Here is a 25,296-nt window from a genome sequence, read left to right on the forward strand (position 1 = left end):
GGGCGCTCCGCGCGAAACCCAGCTTGCGAAAGGGTCGCGGGGCGACCGGAAAACGGCGCAACCTGGGAAAAATCCTGTCGCCGCGCGCCCCGGTGTGACGGCGGATTTCCCGGCCCCGTCTTTCTCCGGCGGCGGGCGTGTCCTCTTCCGGCGTTACGTTTCAGGCTGTTAGCCCAAGGTCTCGGGGAAAGAAAGCGGTTTTCGGCCGGCTGGTGTTTTGCTAGGGTGCCGCCCATGCGTTATTATCCCCTCTTCGCCGACCTGACCCGCAAGGACTGCCTGGTGGTGGGCGCGGGCGAGGTGGGCCGTCGCAAGATCGGCTCCCTGTCCGCCTGCGGGGCCAGACGCGTGCTGGTGCTCGACATCCGTCCGCCTGATTCCGAACTCGAAGAGGTTCTGGCCCATCCGGCCGTGAGCTTCGAGCAACGCCCCTTCGACGAGTCCGACCTGGAAGGACGGTTCCTGGTCATCGCCTCCACCTCGAACGAAGACCTCAACTGGCGTATCAGCCGGGCCTGCCGGGAACGCAACATCCTGTGCAACATTGTGGACCAGCCCGAAAAGTGCAGCTTCATCGTGCCGGCCCTCTACACCCAGGGCGACCTCACGGTGGCCATCTCCACCGGCGGGGGCTCCCCGGCCCTGGCCCGCAAGATCCGCCAGGACATGGAAGACTACCTGGGAAGCCAGTACGGAGCCGTGCTCACGCTCATGAGCCGTCTGCGGCCCATGGTGCTGGCCCTGGGCCTGGGTTCGCCGGCCAACGGCGCGATTTTCAAGGGACTGGTCCACTCGGGACTGCTGGACGCCCTGAAACGCGCCGACCGGGACGCGGCCGGCCGGGAACTGGCCCAATTTCTCCCCGAGGCGCTCCACGCCCGGATTGCGGAGCTTCTTGATGGACTCTGTTGACGCCTTGCAACTCGCCGCCCTGGCGGCGTACTTTCTGGGCAGTTGCGGCCACATCGCCGGCGCGCTCCTGCGCAGTCAGCGACCCAAGATGGCGGGCGGAGCGGTCACGGCCGCGGGCTTCGTCCTGCACACCGCGGCCCTGGCCCGCATGGTTCTGGGCGGCTGGGGACTTTCCAGCGGCGAATTCTACGTAAGCCTGCTTTCCTGGAGCGTGCTGCTCATCCTGTTTCTGCTCTGGTTCAAGCTGCGCCTTTCCTTTCTGGCCCTGGTGGCCACGCCCCTGGCCATGGTGCTGCTTATGGGCTCCCGAGCCGTGACCTTCGCCGGCGTCAAGCTGCCCACCGCCCTTTCCGGCCTGTTTTTCGGCCTGCACATCTGCGCGCTGTTCGCGGCCATCGGGCTTTTGGCCGTGGCCTGCGGCGCGGGAGTGGGCTATCTCATCGTGCACCGCAAAATAAAAAGCAAAGAGAAACTCACCGGCCCCTGGGCCGCCATGCCCCCCCTGGAAAGCCTGGACAAGGCCAACCGCCTGGCCGTGGCCCTGGGTTTTCCCCTCTACACCATCGGATTGGTTTCGGGGTTCGCCTGGGCCGCGGTCACCTGGAACCGCTTTTTTTCCTTCGATCCCAAGGAAATCACCGCCGTGGCCATCTGGGTGCTGTTCGCCTTCCTGTTCCACCAGCGCTTCACCGTGGGCTGGCGCGGACGCAAAACCGCCTGGCTGGCCATCTGGGTCTTCGGCCTGTGCCTGGCGTCCATACTCATCATCAACTTCCTGGTGAGATCGCACCACAGTTTGGCCTGATGCAGCACGAAATCCATCTCTTCGGACTCAATCACCGCACCACAGACGTGGAAGAGCGGGAATGCTTCGCCCTGAGCGCCCAGGAGCGCTTTGAATTGGCCCTGGCCGGACTTTCGAGCGCCGTCAACGAGGCCATGGTGCTTTCCACCTGCAATCGGGTGGAAATCCTGGCCGTGGCCCCGCCCCGGATCGACGTGCGCCGCGAGGTGCTCGCCTGCTGGGCCGAGGCCTCGGGACAATCCGTGGCCAGGCTCACGCCCCATGTCTACCACAAGACCGGCCTCGAAGCCGTGCGCCATCTCTTCACCGTGGCCTCGGGACTCGACTCCCTGGTCTTGGGCGAACCCCAAATTCTGGGGCAACTCAAGCAGTCCTATCGCACCGCGGTGGACAAGGGACTGGCCAAGGTGGTGGTCAACCGTCTGCTGCACAAGGCCTTTTCCACGGCCAAACGCGTGCGCACGGAAACCGGCATCGGCGCCAGCGCCGTCTCCATCAGCTACGCCGCCGTGGAGCTGGCCAAGCGCATCTTCGGGTCCATGACCGACAAGAAAGCCCTGCTCATCGGCGCGGGAGAAATGGCCGAACTGGCCGCCACCCATCTGGCCGGCGCCGGCGTGCGCTCGATTTTGGTGGCGAACCGCACCTTCGAACGCGCCGAGGAATTGGCCAAACGATTCAAAGGCAAGGCCGTGACCTTTTCCGGGGTCATAGACGCCTTGCCCGAGGTGGATATCGTCATCAGCTCCACCGGATCGCCCGAGCCCATCATCCGGGCGCGCGACATCAAGAGCGTGCTGAAAAAACGCAAGAACAAGCCCATGTTCTTCATCGACATCGCCGTGCCCCGCGACATCGACCCGGACGTGAACAGCCTGGACAACGTCTACCTCTACGACATAGACGACTTGAAAGAAGTGGTGGAGGAAAACAAGGCCCAACGCCAGGCCGAGGCCGAAAAAGCCCGAGAGATCATCGGAGCCGAGACCCACAAGTTTTCCCTGTGGCTCAGGTCGTTGGATCTGCAACCCACCATCGTCGACCTGCTGGGGCGCGGCGAAATCCTGGCCCGCAAGGAAATCGCCACCACCCTGCGTCGGCTCGGCCCGTCCTGTCCCGAGGAAACGCGCCAGGCCGTGGAGGTCATGGCCTTGACGCTGGCCCGCAAGCTCTATCGGGAACCCATGCTTTTTCTCAAGCGTCGAGCCGAGGAAGAAGACGGCGGCGAACGGTTTCTCGACCTGGCCCGGCGCATGTTCAACCTCGACGACGAATGTCCGCCCCCCGACGCTCATCAGGACCGCAAGCCCGGGGCCAGGGACGGCGAGGAGGTTTAGCCCATGCGCGGTTACATCGTGGACGAACTCGACCCCAAGGACGTGGAGCGCATCGAGGAATTCCTGCACCGCAAGAACATGAGCGGCTCCCTGGCCGGCATCTACTATCTGCCCGTGCCGGAAGAATTTCTCACGCCGGAGCAGATCGCCCACAAGGACTCCTGCGGGCCCTTTTTCATGGCCCTGGAGACCGGCGACACCTGGGTGCGCCTGGAACTGCTCGTGCGTTCGCGCCAAAGGCTGCGCTGCTCGTGCATCGCCTACGCCTGCGCCCCCCTGCGCGAGCACATGATCAAGCAGCTCGACGCCTGGATCAAGGACCTGGACATCGCCGTCTGACCCGGGGCGCACCCGGCCCCCGAAGACTCCGGCTTTCCCCAAGGCGGCTTTCGCGGACGAAACGCCCATCCGTCAGGACTTTCCCATGCCCCCGCCCTTGAGCCTTTCCGCGCTGTCTCCCTGGTCGGCCCACCTGTGCCTGCGGGTGGAAGCCTTCCTGCGCGCCACGGCCTGCCCGCCTCCAAAACCGCGCCTGGTGCTGGGCCTCTCCGGCGGGCTGGATTCGTCCGTGTTGGCCTACATGCTGCGCCTGCTCTCCGGGCGGGTGCGCGCACGCGTCACGGCCGTGCACCTGGATCACGGCCTGCGTCCCGAATCCGCCCTGGACGCGGATCACTGCGCCGCCTTGTGCGCCGACCTGGGGTTCGATTTCGTTCTCGAACGCCAGGACATCGCCGACCAGGCCAAACGCTTGGGCGCGGGCCTGGAGGAAACCGGACGCCTGGCCCGCTACGCCCTGTTCGAAACGGTACGCGAAAAAACCGGAGCCTTCGCCGTGCTCACGGCCCATCACCTGGACGACCAGGCCGAAGACGTGCTCATGCGCCTGATGCGCGGGGCCGGCTGGCCAGCCCTTTCCGGCATGCGGGCCTTTGATCCGCACCGGCGCCTGGCCCGCCCCTTGCTGGAGACGCCCAAGGCCCACCTGCTGCGTCTGGCCCGAGAGACGGGCTTGGCCTGGCGCGAGGACGCGAGCAACACGGATCGAACATTCCTGCGCAACCGGGTGCGCGCAGAGGTCTTGCCTCTGTTTCTTCGCGAAAACCCGGATTTTCTCCGCGCCGCTTCCGAAATCCGCCGCCAGGGCGAAACCGACCGGGTCTACTGGGACCACGTCATGGATCAGGCCGTCCCCCACTGGCCTTCGGCCGGAAGGCCGGTGTTGTTGCCGGCCAAAGAACTTTCGACCTGGCCCCAGGCCCTGCGCCTTCGCTTGTACAAGCGGGCCGTGTCGTCTTTGGGCCCCGGACAGGCCCTGGCCGACACCCTGCACCGGCTGGATCTGGCCTGGGAGGCCGGACAATCCGGCAAGGTTTTTCAATTCCCCGGATCGAAGCAGGCCAAGATCACCCGCGAAGGCGTTCTCTTTCAACGCTTCACGGCCCCTTGACGCGTTGACAGAACAGAGGCTTGCGGATAGAAACTTTCGATTGTTCCATTTTATCACAAGGAGGCGGGGAGCGTGAACATCCTCATTTTCGGACCCAACGGCAGCGGCAAGGGCACCCAGGGCGCCCTGGTCAAGAAAAAATACGATCTGGCTCACATCGAATCCGGCGCGATCTTCCGCGAACACATCAGCGGCGGCACCGAACTCGGCAAGAAAGCCAAGGAATTCATCGACCGCGGCGCGCTCGTGCCCGACGACATCACCATCCCCATGGTGGTGGCCACCCTCAAGGAACGCGGCAAGAACGGCTGGCTGCTCGACGGCTTCCCCCGCAACATGGTTCAGGCCAAGAAGCTCTATGAAGTGCTCCAGCAGGAAGGCATGAAGCTCGACTTCGTGATCGAGATCCTTCTGCCCCGCGAAGTGGCCAAGAACCGCATCATGGGCCGCCGCATCTGCAAGAACGACCCCAACCATCCCAACAACATCTTCATCGACGCCATCAAGCCCAACGGCGACAAGTGCCGGGTGTGCGGCGGCGACCTCTCCGCCCGTTCCGACGACCAGGACGAGAACGCCATCAACGTGCGCCACGACATCTACTACGACACCAAGGAAGGCACCCTGGCCGCCGCCTACTACTACAAGGATCTGGCCGCCCAGGGCAAAACCACCTACATCGAGCTCAACGGCGAAGGCACCATCGACTCCATCAGGGACACCCTGCTCGCCAAGTTGGCTTAATTCTTCGTCCGGCCGGGCGAGCCCGGCCTGGTTTCGCCTTTCGATCCGGCGGCCAGGCCGTTTGCGTCGCGCCGCCGGACCCGCGTTCACGCGCAATCGAAAAGCGCCCCGGCCATTGCGGCCAGGGCGCTTTTTTCGCATCCCCGGTTCCGGTGATGCACGCGTCCGTCCCGAAAATTCTGCTCACGCGCCGTTGTCCATGGCGGACAACAGATTGCGCAGGGCCAGGGCCTGGTCGTTGAGCCCGGTCACGGCGTCCGCGGAATGGCGCATGGCCTTGGAAGTCTGGGCCGAGATGCGATTGACCTCCTCGATGGAACGATTGATCTGCTCGGACGCCGCCGACTGCTGCTGCGAAGCCGCCGCGATGGAACGCACCTGATCGGTGGCCGAGTCCACCAGGCGCACGATTTCGGCCAAGGCCTCTCCCGAGGTGGTGGCCAGGCCCGTGGCCTGCTGAATGGTGACCACGGCCTGCTGCATGTGCTCCACGTTGGACCGCGTGCCGCTTTGAATGGCGGCTATGGCCTGTCCCACCTCCTTGGTGGCGTGCATGGTCTTTTCGGCCAGCTTGCGCACCTCGTCGGCCACCACGGCGAAACCGCGTCCGGCCTCTCCGGCGCGCGCGGCCTCGATGGCGGCATTCAAGGCCAGCAGGTTGGTCTGGTCCGCAATGTCCGAGATCACGTCCATCACCCGGCCGATGCCCTCGGCCTGTTGGCCCAAGGTCGACATTTCCTCCTTGAGCCCCAAGGCCTGGCGTTCGGCCAGACCGATGCCGGCCACCACCTTGTCCACGACCTGAGCGCCCTCCTGGGCCATCTGCTTGGCCTGACCCGCCGCGTCGGCCGCCTGGGAGGCGTTTTTGGCCACCTCGAACACGCTCTGGGTCATTTCGGACATGGCCGCCGCCGTCTCGGACACCCGTTCGGCCTGCCGGCTGGCCCCCTCGCTGGAATCGCGCACCTGATCGGCCAGTTTGTCCGAAGAATGTTCCACCACCTTGGCCACATCGGTTATCTCCCTGGCCAACTGGACTATCTGGTCCTGCTTGCTCACCACCACAAGTTTGGCCTCGTCCGCCTCGCAGGCCGCCTGTTTGGCCTTTTCCGCCTCCTGGCAGGCCAAGTCGCTCTGCTCGCGGGCCTTTTCCATCTGAAGTTTGAGGGTTCGCACCATCAAGCGCAGGTGATCAGCCAAAAGACCGATCTCGTCCCGCTGGGTCACGTGAAGCTCGGAATCCAGACGGCCTTCCGACAGGTCGTTGGCATATTGCATCACCTTGCCCAGAGGACGGGTGATCCTTAGAGTGATGGCCAGCCCCAATCCAAGCATGCACAGCACCGTCGCCAGACCGGCAAGACCGACATGGAGCACAATCCGCCGGATGTCGCGATCGGCCTGGGCCTCCGTGTCCTTGACCCGGGCGTTGACCACGGTCACCAGCTCGTCCACGGCCTTGCGGTGCGCATCGTATTGGTCGCGCAAGGTCGTGGAAATAATTTCGCCGGCCCGGACGGAATCGCCACTGGTCATGGCCGGAACCACCTGATTGAACAGCGTGTCGTAGAAGGCCCGCCCCGTGGCGTAGACGCGGCCTCCCACCATTCGCTTGATGTTTTCCGGCAGGGTCGAGCCCATCCAGTATGTTTTGCGCTCCTCGAAATCGGCGTTCAATTCCTTGAGCTTGGCCACGACGCGTCCGATTTCGGCCGGATCGCGCAAGTCGCCCAAGCGGTGCACCCAGACATAGGTTTCCACCAAAAACATGGGTGGCGGCAAAATGTCCGCAACCAGGTCCTTGTCGCTTACGACCTGCTCGTACACCTGCCCGTTGACCACAATGGCGCTCACGCTCAGCCAGGCGTAGGTTCCCAACGCCAACATGGCTCCAATGAGCAGAGCGATGATGCAAAAAATCTTCATCCGCACGGAGAGATTGCCCAGAAAGGCGTTCATGTCGCACCTCGAAAAACGTGTGGCCCAACACCGTCGGCCACAACCGGTTTTGGGCCGCCGCTCCGGCGGACCCGCCTTTTCGGAAAACGTCCTTCCCTATCCTTTTGTCTGGCGGACAGGAAGCGGTTCACCGACATGTCGGAAGAACGTCACATACGAACGAACGCTTTCAATCGACTGGCGAAAGGGAAAAACACCGGAGGAAACGAAGGGTGGGGAAAAAGAGGAAAGGCCGAAGGAACGGAAAGGAAACACGGCAAAGAGCCCGGCCGCGTGGCGGCGGGCTCTTTGCTTGCGGATGAAAATTCGCTTGGTGCGACGAACGGCTAGGCCGAAAGCTTGTTGACGGCCAGGCTCAACCGGGAAACTTTGCGGGCGGCGGTCTTCCAGTGGAGGACTTTGTTGCCGGCGGCTTTGTCCAGAACGGCGGTGGCGGCGCGCAAGGCGGCCTGGGCGGCTTCGCCGTTGTTGTCGTCCAGGGCGGCGCGCACGGCCTTGATGGCGTTCTTCACGCGGGTTTTTTCGGAGCGGTTACGGGCGCGAGCCACCAGGCTCTGACGATGCCGTTTCAACGCGGATTTATGATTGGCCAAGGGAAAGCCCTCCTCGAAAGGTCATGTTCAAAGACGGGTTGTTTACGCACAAGCCCGTGTTTCTGTCAAGCGGCATACGCCGGAAAAGCGGCGCCTTTCGGCCCAAAAGAGCGCCGAAGACGCGGCCCGCTCCGGCCCGGGGGGAAACGATCGTTCCCCGACGGGAGCCCGCCTTTCCGGTTTCGAAACACCGCATCCCCATTACATCTGCAAGGCCCCGAAGTCCGCCAAGCGCCCCAACCGGTCCACCAAGGACTTGAGCAGGTTCAGGCGGTTTTGCCGCAGGGTCTGATCGTCGCACATCACCATGACGGAGTCGAAAAAGGCGTCCACGGCCGGACGAATCTCGCCCAACAGGCCGAAGAGCCCGTCGAAGTCGCTGGCTCCCCACAGGGCTTCGAACCGTGCGGCGTTGGCGTCCAGGGCGGCGTCCAGCTTGATCTCGCCCTCCTCCGTCAGCTGGGACTTGTCGAAGTCGCCGGACAGGGTCTGCCCGTCTCCCTGCTTGCGGATGATGTTGGCCGCGCGCTTGAAAGCCAGCACGGCCTGGTCGAAGTCCTCGCGCTTGCTGAAGCGCGACAGGGCCGACAGCCGTGCGTCCAGGGCCCACACGTCGGCAAATCCCGCGCCGAGCGCGGCGTCCACCACCTGGGGACGTTCGCCCTTGCCCAGGTACCAGGCGCGCAGGCGCGAACCGAAGAACTCCAGCAGGCGCGCCTTGGCCTCGGCCGGATCGAGCTTCCAGGACACCCCCTGGTAGCCGGCCAGGGCGCGCTCGGCCAGTTCGGCCAGATCCAGGCGCAGACCGTGCTCCACGATGATGCGGCACACGCCCAGGGCCTGACGGCGCAAGGCATAGGGGTCGGCCGCGCCGGTGGGGATCATGTCCAGCCCGAAACACCCGGCCAGGGTGTCGAATTTGTCGGCAATGGCCAGAAGCGCCCCGGCCAGACTGGCCGGGACCGGGCTTTCGGGCCCGAGGGGCAGGTAGTGCTCGTATACCGCCTGGGCCACCTGCTCGGTTTCGCCCTTGCGCCGGGCGTAAATGCCGCCCATGATTCCCTGAAGGTCGGAGAACTCGCCCACCATCTCGCTGACCAGATCGGCCTTGCACAGGCGACCGGCCTGGCGCAGATCCAGGGTGATTTCGGGTTTGACCCGGCCGGACAGGACGTCGCACAGGGCCGTGATGCGCCGGGTTTTGGCCCCCATGGAGCCCAGCGGGGCGAGAAAGATCACGTTTTCCAGCTTGGCCAGCCAGGCGTCGAAGTCCTGGGCCAGATCGGTCTCCCAGAAAAACCGGGCGTCTTCCAGACGGGCCTTGAGCACCCGTTCCCAGCCCTTGCGCACCAGGGCCACGTCCTTGGGAATCAAGCCCACGGTGGTGAGGAAGTGGGCCATGAGCCGGCCCGAGGCGTCCTCCACGCCGAAGCTCTTCTGATGGGTCTCCATGCTGGTGAGCAGCACCTCGCGGGGCAATTCCAGGTACCGCTTGTCGAAGTTGCCCATGACCACCAGGGGATATTCCACCAGGCCGCAGACCTCTTCCAGCAGGCGTTCGCCGATGATGGGCTTGCCGCCCACCCGGCCGGTCGCTTCGGCGCACTGGGTGAGCACGGCTTCGCGCCGGGCGGCGGGATCGAGCACCACTTTGGCCTGGTCGCGCAGCACGTCGAAATAGCTGGCGGGATCGGACACCGCGAACGGTCCCGGCCCCATGACCCGATGGCCGCGGGTGAGGCGATCCGAGGCCACGCGGGCGAACTCGAAGGGAACGACCCGGTCGTTCAACAGGGCCACGATCCAGCGCACGGGCCGGCCGAAGGTCACGTCCAGGGAGCCCCAGCGCATCTTCTTGGGGAAACTCAATCCCTTGATGGCCGCCAGGCACACTCCGGGCAGGATGTCCATGGCCCCGGCCCCGCCGCTTTGCTTTTTCACCGCCAGGTACTGGCCCTTGGGAGTGTCGATGGTAAAAAGGCTCTCCAGGGACACGCCCTGCCCCTTGGCGAAGCCCAGGGCGGCCGACGTGGGGTTGCCGGAGGAATCGTAGGCCGCGCGCACCGGGGGACCGGTGAGGGTTTCCTCCTGGCGGGGCTGCACCTCGGCCAAGTCTTCCACCAGGGCCGTCAGGCGCCTGGGGGTGGCCAGGGCGCGCACGGCGCCGTGGGAAAGGCGTTCCTGTTCCAGTCCCGAGTCGATGAGCCGGGTCAATTCCTCCGCCAGGGGGGCCAGAAAGCGCGAGGGCATTTCCTCGAAGCCGATTTCCAGAAGAAACGAAGGCATGGTGTCGGTTCCTTTAGCTTGCGAGCAGAGGATAGCCCATGTCGCGACGCTGGGCCGCGTAGAGCCGGGCCAGGGCCGAAGCCAGAGCCCGCACCCGGCCGATGTAGCCGGTGCGCTCGGTTATGGAGATGGCCCCGCGCGCCTGGAGCATGTTGAACGTGTGCGAGCAGCGCAGGCAGTAGTCGTAGGCCGGCCAGGGCAGACCCAGCTCGCAGAGTTTGCGGCACTCGGCCTCGCAGGCGTTGAAAAAATGCAGCAGCATGTCCGCGTCGCTGTATTCGAAGTTGTACTTCGAATGCTCCACTTCGCCCTGGTGGTGCACCTGGCCGTAGGTGACGGTGTCGTTCCACATGAGATCGTAGACCGACTCCTTTTCCTGCAGGTACATGTTGATGCGTTCCAAACCGTAGGTGATCTCGACCGACACGGGCGACAGCTCGATGCCGCCCACCTGCTGGAAATAGGTGAACTGCGTGACCTCCATGCCGTTGAGCCAGACTTCCCAGCCCAGACCCGAGGCGCCCAGGGTGGGCGACTCCCAGTCGTCTTCCACAAAGCGGATGTCGTGGGACTCGGGATGCACGCCCAGCGCCCGCAGACTGTCCAGGTAAAGCTCCTGCACGTTGTCGGGCGAGGGTTTGAGAATCACCTGGAACTGATAGTAGTGCTGAAGACGGTTGGGATTTTCCCCGTAGCGTCCGTCTGTGGGACGGCGCGATGGCTCCACATAGGCCACGCGCCAGGGTTCGGGTCCGATGACCCGAAAGAACGTGGCGGGATTGAAAGTGCCGGCCCCGACCTCCAGGTCGTAGGGCTGGCCGATCAGGCAGCCCTGGTCGGCCCAGTAGCGTTGCAGGGCCATGATCACGTCTTGAAAGTGCATGTCATCTCCTCAAGTTGGACGAACGCGTGGCGTCAGATGCGGGTAAAGGAGCCGTGGCGCCAGGTCAATCCCAGATGGCGCGAAACGAAAAGGTCGAGCGCCCGGGCGAGCTCCATGCGGGCCTGGGCGGATACGTCGCGGTGGGCCCAGACGGCGGGGGGCTCGGCGCTTACGGCGCGCAGGGCGTCCAGGGCTTCCCGCCCCAGGGCCGCGAACGCCCCTCGCCCCGTCCGGCGACAATCCGGGCAGCGCATCCGTCCCTCCTCCACAAAGAGCAGGCAGTGCCCGCCCCGTTCCAGGGGAGAGCCGCAGACGGCGCAGGTCGCCAATTCCGGGCGAAATCCCTGGTCAAAGGCCATCCTGGCCCGAAAAAAAAGCGGCAGCAGCCGGGTGGGCGGTTCCTGGCCGTCCAGGGCGGCCAGGGTGTCGGTAAGCAGGGCGTAGGCCGCCTGGCTGCCGGTGGGGCCAATGTGGGCCGCCTCGACGAATTTCAGGCAGTTCACGGCCATGCCCAGGCGCTCGCCTTCCCGACGCAGCCGGCTGTGGCCTTCCATGAGCGCGCCTTCGAGCAGCGTGGCGTAACCCTTGCGGTCTTTTTTGAGCTTGAAACGCACGAGGTTGAAGGGATCCAGGCAGCCGCAAAACCGTCGCCGGCTCACGCAGCCGCCAAAGGCGAAGGCTGTAAAGACCCCCTGTCGCGGAGAAAACAGCCGCACCCAGGCGTCAACTTCGCGGAATTTGCCCACCTTGAGCACCAGGGCCGTTTCGGTGGATTCCATATGTCCTCGCGTGAGCCGCGCCCCGCCCGGTGCGAAACGCGATCGCGCCCGCTAGGGGAACTGGATCGTACGCCCGTCGGCCTTGCCGCCCCCCAGGGAGTAATCCTTGCCGTTGAGCTTGACCGACATGGACGGAGCCGAACCGAAACGGACCGTCAACTTGTTCTGAAACCGCAAGGTCAGACGCTGGCCCTTGACCAGGGAGAAGTCCCGGCTCTGGCCCGACTCGTCGGTAACCGTCAGCTTGGCCGGCTGGTTGGCCGTCAACTCCGTCACCTGGGAGCCCTTGTCCGCGAACTGGGCCTCGGCCGCCATCTGGGACAAGAGGTCACCGCCGGAATCGGACTGCGCCTTCCCCGAAGCCGAACTCGAGGGCGTGAGCGCCAGAAGGTCGCGCTGCACGGTCGGAGCGGACTCGGCGGCCTGGGGCTTGGCCGGCGTCGCGGGCGCGGCTTCGGTTGCGCCCGCATCGGCCTTGGCGTCGGTCTTGGAGTCGGCCTTGGCCGGCTCGGATGTGGCCGGGGCCTGGGTCACGCTGGAAGAAAACAACTGGGTCACGGAGTCGAAGGAAAAGCCCTTCCAAAACGAGGACGTGAAGAAAAACCAGGCCAGTAGGCCAAACGCCGCCAGCACAACCGGAATGCCCAGCCACAGCGAAGGCTTGAACGAGGAGGACGAAGTGCCCCGCTCGCGGATGCTGGGGGACGACTCCTTCACCTCGTACCGGGGGGCGTCGCGCAGGTGGTTGTCGTCCACGACGTAGTAGCGGCCGAGGACCTCGCCGAATTCCTCGGGGTCCAGTTCCAGGAACCGGGCGTAGTTTTTGACGAACCCCTTCGCATACACCGGATGCGGCAGGCCGTCGGTACGTCCTTCCTCCAGGGAAGCCAAATATTTCTTGCTGATCCTCACGGCGCCGGCCGCCTTTTCCAGGCTGATCCCGCGTCGTTCCCGCTCCTGACGAAGCAGCAAGCCCATTTCTTCGAGATTCATCCGTGTATATCCTCCAGGACGCCGGCGAACCGGCGTACGCCCGGACATTCTGCGTGACCGGGCCGCCCAGGCCGGACCTGGTTACAAATTGGTTTTGATGACGGACTTGGCCCGAAGCTTATCCATGTATTCGGTGAACTGCTTTTCGAGCTTTTCCCGGTAGAGCCGCTCCATAATTTCGCTCCGCACGCTCTCAAAGGACGGCGAGGAGGACGCGGACGCGGACGCCTCGGCCTTGGGGTCTGGAGCGGAGCTCATGGTCAAGAGCACAGGCTTTCCGTCGAGCACCACGGGTTCGCTCACGCCTCCCGAGGGAAGGCCGGTCAAGGCGCGTTGCAGTTCGGGCGCGAGGTCCTTCCAGGCCACCCGTCCCAGGTCGCCGCCCTGAGCCGCGCCGGGCCCCACGGAATACTTGCGGGCCGCGTCCTCGAAGGAGATCTGCTTGCCCACGATGCGCGCGCGCAGGGCCTTGGCCTCGTCCATCTTGTTCACCATGATGAGCCCGATGCGCTGGCCGGTCTGGGTCTTCATGTCGCCGCTGTGGGCTTCGTAGTATTGACGGGCTTCGGCTTCGGTCACCAGGACCTTGCGCTGCACCATGTAGCCGAGGAGCTGCTTCTTGACGATTTCTTTCTTCAGGCTTTCGGCGAACTGTTTGCGGGTATAGCCTTCCAGCCGCAATTGTTGCTGGAATTGCTCTTCGTTCAGACCGCCTTTTTCACGAAGCTCGCGCATGCGGTTTTCCACCTCGGCGTCGGAGACGTTCACCTTGAGGCGTTTGGCTTCCTGGCGGACGAGGATATCCTCGATCATGGATTGCAGAATGCGCTTCTGCAACTCGCCGATCTGCGGATCGGACGGGTTGAACGGTTTCTTTTCCACCTGGGTGACGTACATCTTCACCCGCTGGTTGAGATCGAACAAAGTGATGATTTCGCCGTTGACCTGCGCGACCATCTTGTCCACCACCTGGGCGGACGAGAAGGCGGGAGTAAGCGCGAGAACCATAACGGCGGCGAGCAGAGTGCGGATAAAGACGGTCAAAGGCTCCCTCCAGGGCGACAGGGCCGTCTCGGCCCGGACGGTTGTGGTGCTGCCTTGCTGACGAGGCCTGAAAGCCAGCCCCTTCTATGCTTTTTTACTTGACGATGCAATGCGCCCCTCCCGATCACGAGCCCGGTTTTTTCGGCTCCAGGGCGGGGTTGATCTCAATGCGCGCGACCGACAGGGAATCCTCCAGCCAGCCGGCGAACGCCCGTTCCATTTTGCCCTCGATGAGGCGTTTTTCCACCAGGGGATAGGCCCGAACCAGCCCATCGACCTTGGCCCCGACCCGTTCCAGCAGGATAAAGGCCTGAAACCCCAATCCGCCGGAGCGCACCGCACTGGCCTGGCCGGGCGAAAGTTTTCCGAGGACGTCCTTCCAGTTCGGGGGCAGCTTTTCCTCCGGGGCCGTCTGGGCCTGCACGGACACGTCGTCGAAGGCCCGCAGCATGTCCGCCGGGTCCCGGGAGGCCAGGGCGGCGTCCAGGGCGGCGCGCAACGATTGCGCGTGCTTGGACTCCACGCAGAGAAAGGTCACCCGAGCGGCCTGGGAAAATTCCTGGGCGTGGTCCTTGTAATACTGGCGCACCTCTTCCGCGCTGACGCTCACCCGGGGTCTGAGGACGCGCGCGGCGAACCTGTCCAGATCGGCCCGGGATTTGAGTTGGCGACGCCAGAGCTGGTAGTCGAGCCCCTCTTCGGCCAAGGTGTCTTCGAACGCGCGTCCCGGATAGCCCTGCCGCGCGGTCGCCTCCACGGCGCGCAGGTCGGCCTCGGTCAGGGCCATGCCCCGGCGTTTCAGATCCTGGGCCACCAGTTCCTGCACAACGAGTTGGGCCAGGGCCTGGCCGTAGCGGTCCCCGAGGGCGGCCAGCACGCCGTTCAGGTCGCCGGCCGGAGCGGCGGGAGCCTGGGCCTGCAGGAACTCCAGATCGGTCTGGGGGATGGGCGAGCCGTTCACCCGGGCCACCACGCCCTGTTCCAGGGGATCGCGCCAGCATCCGGCGACCAGGAGCACGGCCAACGCCAGCCACCACCGTCTCACGGAGCAAGTCCCGCCAGTTGCGAGGCCGCGTCTTCCAGGGCCGCCTTCAGGGGGACGCCCGCCTCGAAGCGGTATTCCAGCTTGGCCGGCGGCAAAAGCCTGGCCCGTTCCCGACGGGGAGACAACCAGGCCAAAAGCGCCTCCGGGTCCGGGCCTTGCGCGTTTTCCTCCCAGGTGAGCGACACCTTGGTGGGATGCACGTCGGCCCGTCTGACCCCCAGGCGGCCGAGCAGGCGCTTGAGTTCGAGCACGGCCACGAAATTGTCCACCTCGGCCGGAAGATGGCCGAAACGGTCCTTCAGGTCGGCCACGATGTTCACGGTCTCGGCCTGGTCCTGGCTGGCGCTCAGGTTCTTGTAGAGGCGCAGGCGTTCCTTGGAGTCGGGCACGAAAGTCTCGGGAATGCGCGCCGGTATGGCCAGGTTGAGTTCGGTTTCCACCACTTCGCGGGCCGGCTCGCCCTTGATGCGGCGCACCTCGTCGTCGAGCATTTCGAGAAACATGTCCAACCCGATCTTGGCAATGTGTCCGGACTGGCTCTCGCCCAGGATGTTGCCGGCTCCGCGCAGGCGCAGGTCCTCCATGGCGATCTGGAAGCCCGCGCCCAGATAGTCCATGTCGAGAATGACCTGAAGGCGTTTGCGGGCCATCTCGGGCACATGATCGAGCGAAGGCACTACGAAATAGGCGTAGGCCTGGCGTTCGGAGCGTCCCACCCGGCCGCGCAGCTGGTAGAGTTGGCCCAGGCCGAACATCTGGGCGTTGTCCACCACCAGGGTGTTGGCCCTGGGAAAGTCCAGCCCGCTTTCGATGATGGCCGTGCACACCAGCACGTCGATCTCGCCGTGCCAGAACTTGTGCATGGCCTCTTCGAGTTCCTTTTCGGCCATCTGGCCGTGCGCCATGCCGATGCGCGCCTGCGGGGCCAGCTTTTGCACAAAGTCGGCCACAGCGGCCAGGCTCTGCACCCGGTTGTGCACCCAGAACACCTGGCCCTGGCGTTCGAGCTCTCGGGCCACGATGTTCTTGAGCATGGTTTCGTTGCGGTCCACCAGGGCGGTTTCCACGGCCTTGCGGTCGGCTGGCGGGGTTTCCATGACCGAAAGCCCGCGAATACCCGAAAGTGAGAGCTGCAAGGTCCTCGGGATGGGCGTGGCCGTGAGCGTCAGGGCGTCCACATTGCGCTTGAGGCTCTTGAGCTTTTCCTTGTGCTTGACCCCGAAACGTTGCTCCTCGTCGAGTATGATGAGCCCGAGTTTGGGCAGGCTCACATCCTTGGAGAGCAGACGATGGGTGCCGATAAGGATGTCGATCTCGCCCTTGGCCGCCGCCTGGATGACCATCTTGGCCCGCTTGGGCGGCACGAACCGGCTGAGCATGCCCACCTGGACGGGAAAGCTCTCCAGTCGTTTGACGAAATTCTGATAATGCTGTTCGGCCAGCACCGTGGTGGGACACAAAAGCGCCACCTGACGGCCTTCCAGAACGGCCCGGAAAGCCGCGCGCAAAGCCACCTCGGTCTTGCCGAAGCCCACATCGCCGCAGACCAGGCGATCCATGGGTTCGGGACGCTCCATATCCGCGAGCACCTCGGAAATGGCCCGGTCCTGGTCCGGGGTCTCCTCGAAACCGAAGGTGGCTTCGAACTCCCAGTAGAGCTCGCTCGGCGGACCGTAGGCGTAGCCCTTGGCCACCCGGCGATAGGCGTACATCTCCACCAGGTCGTTGGCGATCTTCTCGATGGCCTTTTGGGCCTTTTCCCGGCTGGATTTCCATCGGGAGCCGCCCAGACGATCCAACGGCGGCACAAGCCCCTCGGGCCCCTTGTAGCGCTGAAGCAGGCCGATGCGGTCCACGGGCAGGTAAAGCTTGTCGTCGCCGTCGAAAAGCAACAGCAGATAGTCGTTGGCGTTCTGGTCCACCGAAAGCCGGGTCAGGGCCTCGAAGCGGGCCAGCCCGTAGTCGCGGTGCACGAGCAGATCGCCGGGGCTCATGTCCTCGAAAGCGGCCAGGCCCTTGAATCCCTTGTCCGGCCTGGGCTTGGCGGCGCGGCCCGCGCCCGGGGCCAGCACGTCCTCGGGCAGGATGAGCGTCCCGCTCCAGGTGAGCTCCATGCCCCGACGCAGGGGCGAAACCAGGGCGTGAAGCCCCCCCTTGCCCCGCGAAGGCTCCTGGCTGAGGGAGAGCCCTTCGTGTTCGGCCAGCTTGAGGAACTTGCGCCGCGACTGATGGGAACGAAAGGACAAGAGCACCTGGCGTCCCTGCTGCTCCCACTCCTTCAGGCCGGCGACCAGGGTGCTCCAGGGCCGACGGGCCTCGTCGGGACGCCAGAACAGGTCGGAAAAATTTTCGATCTTGCGCTCGGGCAGATCAAAACCGTGCTTCTCGCGGCCGATGACCAGATCCTCGAACACGAGCTGGGGCTTGTCGCGCCAAGCGCGCCGCGCCATGGCTTCGGGCCATACGGCCACGTTGCGGGGCCAGGGCATGCCCGTGTCGCGGGCGAGTTTTTGCAGGTGCTCGTGCCAGGCGAACTCCTGCTCCTCGAGCCGGGGCCGCAAGTTGGACGACTGGGCCAGCACCCAGACCACGTCGCCGGCGAACCACTGGTCCAGGGTGGTCGGGGATTCGTAATAGAGGCCGGGCCAGATGTCGCCCTCGCCCCGAAGCAGCTTTTCCTCCAGGTGGGCCTGGGTTCCCCGGTCCAACTCGCCGGTCTGGGCCATCCTGGCCCAAAGGGCGCGGGCCTGGTCCTGGAAGTCGCTGCCCGGCACGGCCGGAACCACGGGCAAGATCTGCACCTGGCGCGTCTCCATCCGGGAGCGCTGGGTGCCCTCGTCGAACAGGCGGATGGCTTCCAGAGTGTCGCCGAAAAACTCCAGGCGGACCGGATGGCCGTAGCCGGGGGGAAACACGTCCAGCAGGTCTCCGCGCAAGGCGATGTCGCCCGGTTGCGAGACCATGCCCTGGCGGCGATATCCCCAGCCCACGGTCTGCTCGATGATCATTTCGGGCGAGATTTCCTCGCCCTGGCGCAATTCGAGCAGGTTGTGAGCCAGGGCCGAAAGGGGCGGCCACTTGGGCAGCAGGTTGTCCACCGTGAAGCAGAGAATGCGCCCGCGCCCGGAATGGGCCGCCGCATGCAGAAAGGCCCACCTTCTGGCCCAGGCCGAAACCAAGGGCAGGCCCGGCATGAAGGACGGCAGGGACAGCCAGGGCCTTTCTTCCAGGGGCTCGTCGCCCACGGGAAGAAAAAGCTCGAGCAAGGCGGTCATCTGGGCCATGTCGGCCGCGCCGGGGACCGCCAAGGCGACCGTGCGCCCGGCCGCGGCCAGGTCGCGGCAGAGCGAAACCACGGCGCCGGGGCCCGCCTTGTACAGGCTGACGCTTGCGGTTTTCCCGGCCAGGATATCCGCCAGGGGCGAGGGGGTGCGGTTCATGTCGTGAAAAAAGGAAAGAAGCCGCCGCGCTCCGAAAGGAACGCGGCGGCCGCACTGTAGCGGAAGGTTTCGGCCTAGACTCCGGCCAGGGTTTCCTGCTCCTCGTTGGAGAGCAGGCGATCGAGATCAAGCAGGATGAGCAGCCGGTCCTCCAGCTTGCCCACGCCGCTTATGTATTCGCTCTCGAGTCCGGAAACAACGGGCGGCGGCGGCTCCACCGTGCTCGAGGGTATGCGCAGCACCTCGGAGACGGAATCCACCACAAAGCCCACGATCATGTTGTTGATCTCGATGACGATGATGCGCGTATGCTTGTCGTGGCCGCGAGCCATGAGCCCGAATCGTTTTCGCAGATCCAGGATGGGTATCACCTTGCCGCGCAGATTGATCACGCCCTCGACAAATTCGGGAGCGCGCGGCACCTTGGTGATTTCCATCATGCGGATGATTTCCTGCACTTTGAGAATGTCGACGCCAAATTCTTCTTCACCGATGCTAAAAGTCACCAGTTGCATGAGTTCGGCGTCTTGCTTTTTTTGAGCCTCATCCATCCGTAGTCTCCTCCAGGTGGATTAGGTTTCCCGCCCGGGACGATCGCGTCTGATATTCACAACACCGCCTTTCTAGCCCTAAAAGGTGCTTGTGGCAATACGAAAAACGTCTTCGTCGAACCGAAAATCCCGACCGTCCCGGGTATTGCAAAAAAATGAAACTGCTTTATGCTCTGCCCTTCCCGACGAAGGTCCGGTCTTGGAGGCATCGCGCGAATGGGTCAATTTTTCCCCGAAAACGATCAGTACCCCCTGGAAGACCAACTCAAGACGCTGGCCGACGACGAGTTGCTCGACTTCTGGGAGGAAACCCAGCACCTTGAGCGCGCTCTGGACGACGCCCCGCCCGCGGGAGAAAGTCATGTCGAATACGAGCGCATCATCCTGCACGAACTCATGCTCAGGTCTTGTCTGCGCCTGGTCAGTCGCTGACGGCCGACGCTTCCCGCAACCGCGTTTTTTCGCCCCGCCCGTTCGTCACGACGAGGACCGTTTCTGCCCCTCGCTCCATCCCGATGCGAACCGGGCGTGAAGCGTCGCACGTTGTTTTCTTTTGAGGGTGCGACGCTAGCAGATTCGCGGCAGTTGCTCCCCTTCCAGCATGCCCAGCAGCCGGCGGCCGCCCAGAGACGTGCGCAACGCCACTTTGCCCGCGTTTTCCGCCGTGATCCTGCCGATGGCGCAGGCCCTGCGCCCCAATTTGTCCATGTGCAAAATCCCAAGGGCCTTTTCGGCCTGGCCGGGCTCCACAACGCACAAGAACTTGCCTTCGTTGGCCAAATACAACGGGTCAAGCCCCAGGATCTCGCAGCCTGAGGCCACGGCCGGGTCCACGGGCACGGCGCTCTCCTCGATTTCGACGCCCACACCCGACTGCAGGGCTATTTCGTTGAGCGTGGTGGCCAGCCCGCCCCGAGTGGGGTCGCGCAGCACCCGGGGACGCACCCCGGCGCGCAACAGCTTGAGCACCACATGGTTAAGCGAGGCGCAGTCGCTTCGCACCGGTGCGTCCAAGCCGAGGCCCTGGCGGCAGGACAACACCGTCAGCCCGTGATCGCCCACCGTGCCGCTGAGAAGGACCACATCCCCCGGCCTGGCCCGTCGGCCTCCGGGCGCGGGTTTTGCCACCACCTCGCCCAGGCCCGTGGTGTTGATGAAAATCTTGTCCGCCATGCCCCGAGGCACCACCTTGGTGTCGCCGGCCACCACCTTCACTCCCGCGTGGCGGGCGGCCTGGGCCATGGAGGCCACGATGCGCTCCAGGTCGTCGAATTCGAACCCCTCTTCCAGGATGAAACCGCAGGTCAGGTAGCGGGGTCTGGCCCCCATCATGGCCACGTCGTTGACCGTTCCGTGGACGGCCAGGCACCCGATGTCCCCGCCGGGGAAAAAAATCGGATCCACGGTAAAGCTGTCTGTGCTCACGGCCACGGGACCGTTCAGCTTGACAAGCGCCGCGTCGTCCATGCGGGCGAGAAAGGCGTTGGAAAGATGTTTGACGAACACCTCGGCCACCAGACGTTGCGAAGCCAGTCCGCCGCTGCCGTAATCGAGAAGAATCTTCTTGCCCACCCGTGCATCCTTCCATGGCGCCTCGCGCGCCGGGTCCGTCATCGCCACCTGGTTGACCGTCCGAAAAGCCCGCCTCCCCCTCGCGCGGGGGGGGGGGAAAAACCGGTCCGGGGGAAGCGTTTCTTCTTCCGTGGCCGCCTTCTAGTCCGCCAACCGGTACTTGAAGTACGCCGCGCACCCGCCCTCGGTGGAGACCATGCACGGTCCCACGGGAGAGGAAGGCGTGCACACCTTGCCAAAGAGGGGGCACTTGTTCGGCGGCAACAGGCCCTTGAGCACGTCTCCGCATCGACAGCCCGGAATGGCCGGCGTTTCGCGCAGTGTGATTCCCAGCGCTTCGAAGGCGTCGAAGGCCTTGTATTCGGGTCGCAAGGCCAGGCCGCTGCCGCAAATGAGCCCAATGCCGCGCCACAGGGCGTCGCAGGGCTGGAAAACCTCGTCCACGATGGCTCGCGCCTTGGGATTGCCCTCCGGGGGCACCACGCGCCGGTAGTTGTTGACCACCCGGGGATTTTGGGTGCGAAGCATCTCGACCATGAGAAAAATCGACTGCAAGAGGTCGAGCGGCTCGAAACCAGTGATGACCGACGGCAAGCGGTACTTTTCCGCCAGGGGGAGGTAGGGCTCCACGCCGATGATGGCCGAGACATGCCCGGGCAACATGAAGGCCTGGACCGCCATGTTCGAATCTTGCACCAAGGCTTCCAGGGCCGGGGGCACGATCTTATGAAAGGGCAGGACAAAAAAATTCGTCACTCCTTCCCGTTTGGCCAGACGCAAGGTGGCGGCCACGGTGGGCGTTGTGGTCTCGAAGCCCACTCCCGGAAAAACCACCTTGTCCCCCGGGTTCCTCCTGGCCAATTCCAGCGCGTCCATGGGCGAATAGACCACCTCGACACGCGCCCCCTCGGCCTGGGCGTCCTTGAGGCTGGCCCCGTCCGGTCCGGGCACGCGCATGAGATCGCCGAAGGTGGCCACCACCACGCCGCGCATGCGGGCGGCCTCCAGAAAGGCCGCCACTTCGGAGTCGTGGGTGACGCAGACGGGACAGCCGGGTCCGGTCAGATGGACCACGGATCGGGGCAAAAGCGAATGCACCCCACTGCGAAACAGAGCCACGGTGTGGGTACCGCAGACTTCCATGAAGCGCATGCGCCGCCCGTCCAGGGATTTCTCGATACGTTCGAGAACGGCCCGGCAACGGTCAGGGTCGCGCAAGGCTTCAAAGGAGTTCAACGTTCCAGCCTTCCTGAAAAATCTGGATGGTCTCCAGGGCGGCCTCGCGGCTCAAGCTCTGTATGGCGAATCCGGCGTGGATGATGACGAATTCGCCCTCCCGGGGTTTTTCCTCCAGCAGGTCGAGACGGATCTGCTTGCGCACGCCGCCGATTTCCACATCGGCCACTTCGCCTTCGACACGTTTGACTTCCATGGGTACGGCCAGACACATTGGGCACCCCCCGTCGGGTCTTGAAAGAACGTGCGGCCGCAGGGAAGGCGGCCGCAGGAAAAGTCGCCTCAACTATGCTCGGGTCGGGTTCAAGTCAAGGCAGCCGGACTTCCCTGTTCCGACTGGTCGATCAAGCGCTTGAGACGCTCGGTGTTGTCGCGCAGGGTCACCAGGGCCTGCTCGGCCTCGCCTGCCGCCTCCACCGAAAGCGAAGCCAGATGGTTGATGTCCGAAAAGGACTGGTTCACGTCGCGCACCGCTTCGGACTGGCTTTCGGCGTTGTGGGCGATGTCGAACATCTGCGTGCTCGCTCCTTCCACCAGCACCACGATGTCGCGCAGGGCCTGGCCGGAATCGCGCGTCATGTCGTAGGTTTGGCCGACGGCTTCCACGGCCTGGTCCACCTGCTCGACATTGACGCCCACCCCGTGCTGTATATCCGCGATGGCCGACCCCACCTCCTTGGTGGCGCTCATGGTCTTTTCGGCCAGCTTGCGCACCTCGTCGGCCACCACGGCGAAACCGCGTCCGGCCTCTCCGGCCCGGGCGGCCTCGATGGCGGCGTTGAGCGCCAAGAGGTTGGTCTGATCCGCGATGTCGGAAATCACGGTCATGATCTGCCCGATGGACTGGGCCTGCTGCCCCAGACCGCCCATGGCGTGCCGCAGCCCGGTGGCCAGGTCGCGCACCCGCTCCATGGCGTCGCCCAGCTTGGCCACCATCCCTTCGCCCTCGCGCGCCTTGCGCCCGGCGTCGGCCGACGTTTCCGCGACCCGCTTGGCCCCGGAGGCCACCTGGGCCGCGTTCTCGTCGATGAGACCGACGGCCCCCCCGGCCTGGTCCAGCCGGTCCCTTTGCCTGCTGGAGCCTTCGACCACGGCGTCCAACCGCTGTTCGAGGGTCTTGGCGTCCTCTTCCACCTGGGCGGAAATCACCTCGGCGGACTGCACCGCCTGGGTGATCGCCTGGTTGCGTCGGGTGATCTCGGCCTCCTGCGCGCGCACGGCCGAAAGGTCCGTGAACAGGCACAGGCCGCCCATGAGGTCCCCGGTGATCTTGTTGAAAATGGGCGAAGCCGCGGTGAGAATCTGGCGCACCGACCCCTTTTTGGCCACGGTCTCCACCTCGTGCACCACGGAGGAGCGCCGTGTGATGGCCTCGCCAAGGTAGGTCCGCCGATTTTCGTCGCCGTAAAAGAACAGGGCCGCGCTTTGGCCATAGTAGCTTTCGGGCGCGCCGTCGCATTCCAAAAGATCGAGCAGGGCCTGGTTGGTCAAGGTGAGCTTCTGATTTTCGTCCACCACGAGAAAGGGCGTCTTGATGCCGTCAAGAACCCCCTGGGCGAATCCCAAGGACTTGAGCAACTGGACGCTCATGGACTTGAGCGCCACCACGGTTTCGCGCAATTCGGCCTGGAAATCCCCTTCCAGCGTGACCGAATAATCGCCCGAGGCGTTGCTGACGGCGAAGCGATGCACTTCCCGAAGCGGGGCGAGCACGTGCCGGCTCATGCCCAACACGATGATCAGCCCCACGCAGGCCAAGCCCGCCGCTCCCGCCAGGAGGACGACAACCGACAACCGGGAACGGGATTCGGCCTGGCTCTGCATGAGCGACACCGCGCTGTTGACGGCCCCTGTCACGGCATCGCTGTCGGCAAGCAGTTTGCGGGAAAGTGGCGTCGCCTCGGCCTGGCCCACGGAAGCGGCCGTCGCGGCCAGAACGTCCGCGCGCAGGTTGTTCCACGCGGGAACGACGGCCTGCAACAGCGTCTTGACCTCGGGGGACGCCTCGACCAGGGTCATGGAACTCCCTCTGGGATCAAGGCTCGCCGGGGCCGCTCCACCCTGGGCAAGGGCCGTTTGCGTGGCTTCAAACACCTCGATCAAAGCCTGCAACGTGGCTTTGGCCTTGGCTTTGTCCTCCTGAACGTTCCACACGGAAGCCATGGCCTGCTTGGCGATCCGCTGGGAAAGCATGCGTTGGCGCCCGGCCAGGTTGACCGATGCGCTTACCCCTTCCTGGTGTTTGTCCAGGGTCCAGAGCGAAAAAAACACTCCCAGAGCGATGGCCAACATGCCTATGACCGAGGCCATAAGACGAAATCGAATGCTCACGAGAGTCCTCCTTCAATGCATGGTGTCAAGGCGATCCTTGCGCATCTGCCCGGAGCCAAGCCGTTTTCTCCCGAATCCGAGCCCCTGAGCGCCTCGCCGGGGGAGACGCGGCGCTCACGCCACGAATACGACGATTCAAATTATCCTACCAAACCGGCCAAGGATTGACCACCCTCGTTTCAAATTTTCCATGAAATTCCCGAGCTCGGCCCAGATCGACCGCTGGCCGTGGCTCCCCCCAGTCCGCAAATTCGCGGGCGGAACGGGTCCATGCGCTCGGCTTCGCCAGGCGCGCGCCCTGGCTTGGCCCGACGCCCCGGAAGCGGGAGGCCGTCATCGCGCCCGCCAGCGCGATATCGCCGTCGCCAGGCCGGCTCCCCGCGCACGGACGTGGCGCGAGGCAAAATTTCCTACGGATGACAAGAGGTTGCCCTTGAGGTATGAGAAGGCCCACGCTCGGGAATGATGCGACGCTCTTGAAGCGTCCCCCCTGACGAACAAATCCCAGGGCCGGCCGGCCGAAGAGCACACGGATCGAGAGTTTCCAGATACCGTTTCACGGGATAGCGCCGCGCATCCCGCCGGTGGACGCCATCGTCCGGGGATGGGGGGGGGGTGGCGAAAGCGTTTTGCGGCCGCGGCGCATGCGGCGACCGGCGAAACGCGCGGCGCTCCTGAGGAGAGTCACTTCTCCCCCTATCCGCTTCGTATCCCGCGCGCCATGAGATTGCGGAGGAAATTTTCTCATGCCCAAGACCATATACGATGTCATCCGAAAGATGATCGACACCTCGGACAAACCCGCCAAGCAGTTGGCCAAGGAGGCGGGCAAGCCCTACTCCACGCTCATGCGCGAGATAAACACCGAGGACAAAGGGGCCAAGCTCGGGGTGGAGACCCTTCTACCCCTCATGCAGGCCTGCCAGTCCATCATGCCGCTTCGCTACCTGGCCGCGCGCATGAACTGCCGCGTGGTGGCCACGGACGACATCTTTCCCGACAAACCCACCCTGCACGAAGAGCTTCTGGACTCCTACGACGCCATGGCCCAGTACCACCGCGCCATCATGGACCGCGAAGCACCTGAAACCATCGCCGAACTGCGCGAAATGGTCATCCGCCAGGTGCATGAGGACTTCGTGGCCTACACGCGCGAAATCGATGGGCAAAATTCACAGCGCTGAACGAAAGAGCACTCGCGAAAAACAGAATGGCCACACTAGGCAGCATCAAAACACATCACTCACAAGCATATAAAAATTTTTCTACGACAAAAAAACAAAACAAATCCATTCATCACTGCCAGGAAAAGATTTGGGATTCTATAAATCCCTTG

At 64.3% G+C, this 25,296-nt stretch carries 23 protein-coding genes; 9 read left to right on the forward strand and 14 right to left on the reverse strand.

Features of this window, described 5'->3' with window-relative positions:
- Positions 1–234: 234 nt before the first annotated feature.
- From ACYQ01_RS03310 to ACYQ01_RS03335, 6 genes are all read left to right on the forward strand, one after another.
- Positions 235–912 carry a precorrin-2 dehydrogenase/sirohydrochlorin ferrochelatase family protein gene (locus ACYQ01_RS03310; protein ID WP_459932408.1) on the forward strand — a complete coding sequence of 226 codons (678 nt, stop codon included), beginning with the start codon at positions 235–237 and terminating at the stop codon, positions 910–912.
- A complete protein-coding gene (locus tag ACYQ01_RS03315; protein ID WP_459932409.1) occupies positions 899–1,717 on the forward strand; it encodes a cytochrome C assembly family protein in 819 nt (272 codons plus the stop codon). Before ACYQ01_RS03310 ends, ACYQ01_RS03315 begins: the two co-directional genes overlap by 14 nt.
- Positions 1,717–3,054, forward strand: coding sequence for a glutamyl-tRNA reductase (hemA, locus tag ACYQ01_RS03320; protein WP_459932410.1), 1,338 nt, complete (start codon positions 1,717–1,719; stop codon positions 3,052–3,054). Before ACYQ01_RS03315 ends, hemA begins: the two co-directional genes overlap by 1 nt.
- Positions 3,055–3,057: 3 nt before the next feature.
- Positions 3,058–3,393, forward strand: a complete 336-nt coding sequence (locus tag ACYQ01_RS03325; RefSeq protein ID WP_459932411.1) for a hypothetical protein — start codon at positions 3,058–3,060, stop codon at positions 3,391–3,393.
- An 85-nt stretch (positions 3,394–3,478) separates the two neighbouring features.
- On the forward strand, positions 3,479–4,504 hold the full coding sequence (gene tilS / locus ACYQ01_RS03330; RefSeq protein WP_459932412.1) for a tRNA lysidine(34) synthetase TilS: 1,026 nt from the start codon (positions 3,479–3,481) through the stop codon (positions 4,502–4,504).
- 72 nt (positions 4,505–4,576) lie between these two features.
- Positions 4,577–5,248 (forward strand): adenylate kinase, encoded by a 672-nt coding sequence (locus tag ACYQ01_RS03335; RefSeq protein ID WP_459932413.1) that lies wholly within the window; start codon positions 4,577–4,579, stop codon positions 5,246–5,248.
- A 183-nt stretch (positions 5,249–5,431) separates the two neighbouring features.
- On the opposite strand, the gene ACYQ01_RS03340 is transcribed toward ACYQ01_RS03335, so the two are convergent.
- Positions 5,432–7,207 carry a methyl-accepting chemotaxis protein gene (locus ACYQ01_RS03340; protein WP_459932414.1) on the reverse strand — a complete coding sequence of 592 codons (1,776 nt, stop codon included), beginning with the start codon at positions 7,205–7,207 and terminating at the stop codon, positions 5,432–5,434.
- 135 nt (positions 7,208–7,342) lie between these two features.
- Here ACYQ01_RS03340 and ACYQ01_RS03345 point away from each other — a divergent pair, with 135 nt between their 5' ends.
- Positions 7,343–7,537 (forward strand): hypothetical protein, encoded by a 195-nt coding sequence (locus ACYQ01_RS03345; RefSeq protein WP_459932415.1) that lies wholly within the window; start codon positions 7,343–7,345, stop codon positions 7,535–7,537.
- On the opposite strand, the gene rpsT is transcribed toward ACYQ01_RS03345, so the two are convergent.
- The 9 genes from rpsT to ACYQ01_RS03390 all read right to left on the reverse strand — a co-directional run bounded on the left by rpsT (position 7,534) and on the right by ACYQ01_RS03390 (position 18,821).
- Positions 7,534–7,800, reverse strand: a complete 267-nt coding sequence (gene rpsT, locus ACYQ01_RS03350; RefSeq protein WP_459932416.1) for a 30S ribosomal protein S20 — start codon at positions 7,798–7,800, stop codon at positions 7,534–7,536. The two genes, ACYQ01_RS03345 and rpsT, sit on opposite strands and share 4 nt — an antisense overlap.
- Before the next feature lie 201 nt (positions 7,801–8,001).
- Entirely contained in the window at positions 8,002–10,086 is a 2,085-nt protein-coding gene (glyS, locus tag ACYQ01_RS03355; RefSeq protein WP_459932417.1) for a glycine--tRNA ligase subunit beta, read from the reverse strand.
- Between the two features lie 13 nt (positions 10,087–10,099).
- Positions 10,100–10,969, reverse strand: coding sequence for a glycine--tRNA ligase subunit alpha (gene glyQ, locus ACYQ01_RS03360; RefSeq protein WP_459932418.1), 870 nt, complete (start codon positions 10,967–10,969; stop codon positions 10,100–10,102).
- Positions 10,970–11,001: 32 nt separating this feature from the next.
- A complete protein-coding gene (gene recO / locus ACYQ01_RS03365; RefSeq protein ID WP_459932419.1) occupies positions 11,002–11,748 on the reverse strand; it encodes a DNA repair protein RecO in 747 nt (248 codons plus the stop codon).
- 51 nt (positions 11,749–11,799) lie between these two features.
- Entirely contained in the window at positions 11,800–12,741 is a 942-nt protein-coding gene (locus tag ACYQ01_RS03370) for a helix-turn-helix domain-containing protein (RefSeq protein ID WP_459932420.1), read from the reverse strand.
- An 81-nt stretch (positions 12,742–12,822) separates the two neighbouring features.
- The gene (locus ACYQ01_RS03375) at positions 12,823–13,785 is read right to left on the reverse strand and encodes a SurA N-terminal domain-containing protein (protein ID WP_459932421.1); all 963 of its coding nucleotides are present in this window, start codon (positions 13,783–13,785) and stop codon (positions 12,823–12,825) included.
- Between the two features lie 124 nt (positions 13,786–13,909).
- Positions 13,910–14,830: a peptidylprolyl isomerase gene (locus tag ACYQ01_RS03380; protein ID WP_459932422.1), complete on the reverse strand. Its 921-nt coding sequence runs from the start codon at positions 14,828–14,830 to the stop codon at positions 13,910–13,912.
- Entirely contained in the window at positions 14,827–18,270 is a 3,444-nt protein-coding gene (gene mfd / locus ACYQ01_RS03385) for a transcription-repair coupling factor (protein WP_459932423.1), read from the reverse strand. The genes ACYQ01_RS03380 and mfd overlap by 4 nt, the downstream gene beginning before the upstream one ends.
- Before the next feature lie 74 nt (positions 18,271–18,344).
- Complete coding sequence (locus ACYQ01_RS03390) at positions 18,345–18,821, reverse strand: chemotaxis protein CheW (protein ID WP_459932424.1); 477 nt, start codon at positions 18,819–18,821, stop codon at positions 18,345–18,347.
- A 216-nt stretch (positions 18,822–19,037) separates the two neighbouring features.
- Here ACYQ01_RS03390 and ACYQ01_RS03395 point away from each other — a divergent pair, with 216 nt between their 5' ends.
- Positions 19,038–19,253: a hypothetical protein gene (locus ACYQ01_RS03395; protein ID WP_459932425.1), complete on the forward strand. Its 216-nt coding sequence runs from the start codon at positions 19,038–19,040 to the stop codon at positions 19,251–19,253.
- A gap of 135 nt (positions 19,254–19,388) precedes the next feature.
- On the opposite strand, the gene hypE is transcribed toward ACYQ01_RS03395, so the two are convergent.
- The 4 genes from hypE to ACYQ01_RS03415 form a co-directional block, all read right to left on the reverse strand.
- The gene (hypE, locus tag ACYQ01_RS03400; protein WP_459932426.1) at positions 19,389–20,393 is read right to left on the reverse strand and encodes a hydrogenase expression/formation protein HypE; all 1,005 of its coding nucleotides are present in this window, start codon (positions 20,391–20,393) and stop codon (positions 19,389–19,391) included.
- 141 nt (positions 20,394–20,534) lie between these two features.
- A complete protein-coding gene (hypD, locus tag ACYQ01_RS03405; protein WP_459932427.1) occupies positions 20,535–21,629 on the reverse strand; it encodes a hydrogenase formation protein HypD in 1,095 nt (364 codons plus the stop codon).
- Complete coding sequence (locus tag ACYQ01_RS03410) at positions 21,616–21,843, reverse strand: HypC/HybG/HupF family hydrogenase formation chaperone (protein ID WP_459932428.1); 228 nt, start codon at positions 21,841–21,843, stop codon at positions 21,616–21,618. The genes hypD and ACYQ01_RS03410 overlap by 14 nt, the downstream gene beginning before the upstream one ends.
- A gap of 89 nt (positions 21,844–21,932) precedes the next feature.
- Positions 21,933–23,960, reverse strand: a complete 2,028-nt coding sequence (locus ACYQ01_RS03415; protein ID WP_459932429.1) for a methyl-accepting chemotaxis protein — start codon at positions 23,958–23,960, stop codon at positions 21,933–21,935.
- Between the two features lie 746 nt (positions 23,961–24,706).
- Here ACYQ01_RS03415 and ACYQ01_RS03420 point away from each other — a divergent pair.
- Positions 24,707–25,144: a phage regulatory CII family protein gene (locus tag ACYQ01_RS03420; RefSeq protein WP_459932430.1), complete on the forward strand. Its 438-nt coding sequence runs from the start codon at positions 24,707–24,709 to the stop codon at positions 25,142–25,144.
- The last annotated feature ends 152 nt before the right edge of the window (positions 25,145–25,296 follow it).

This window comes from Fundidesulfovibrio butyratiphilus (genome assembly GCF_054657235.1).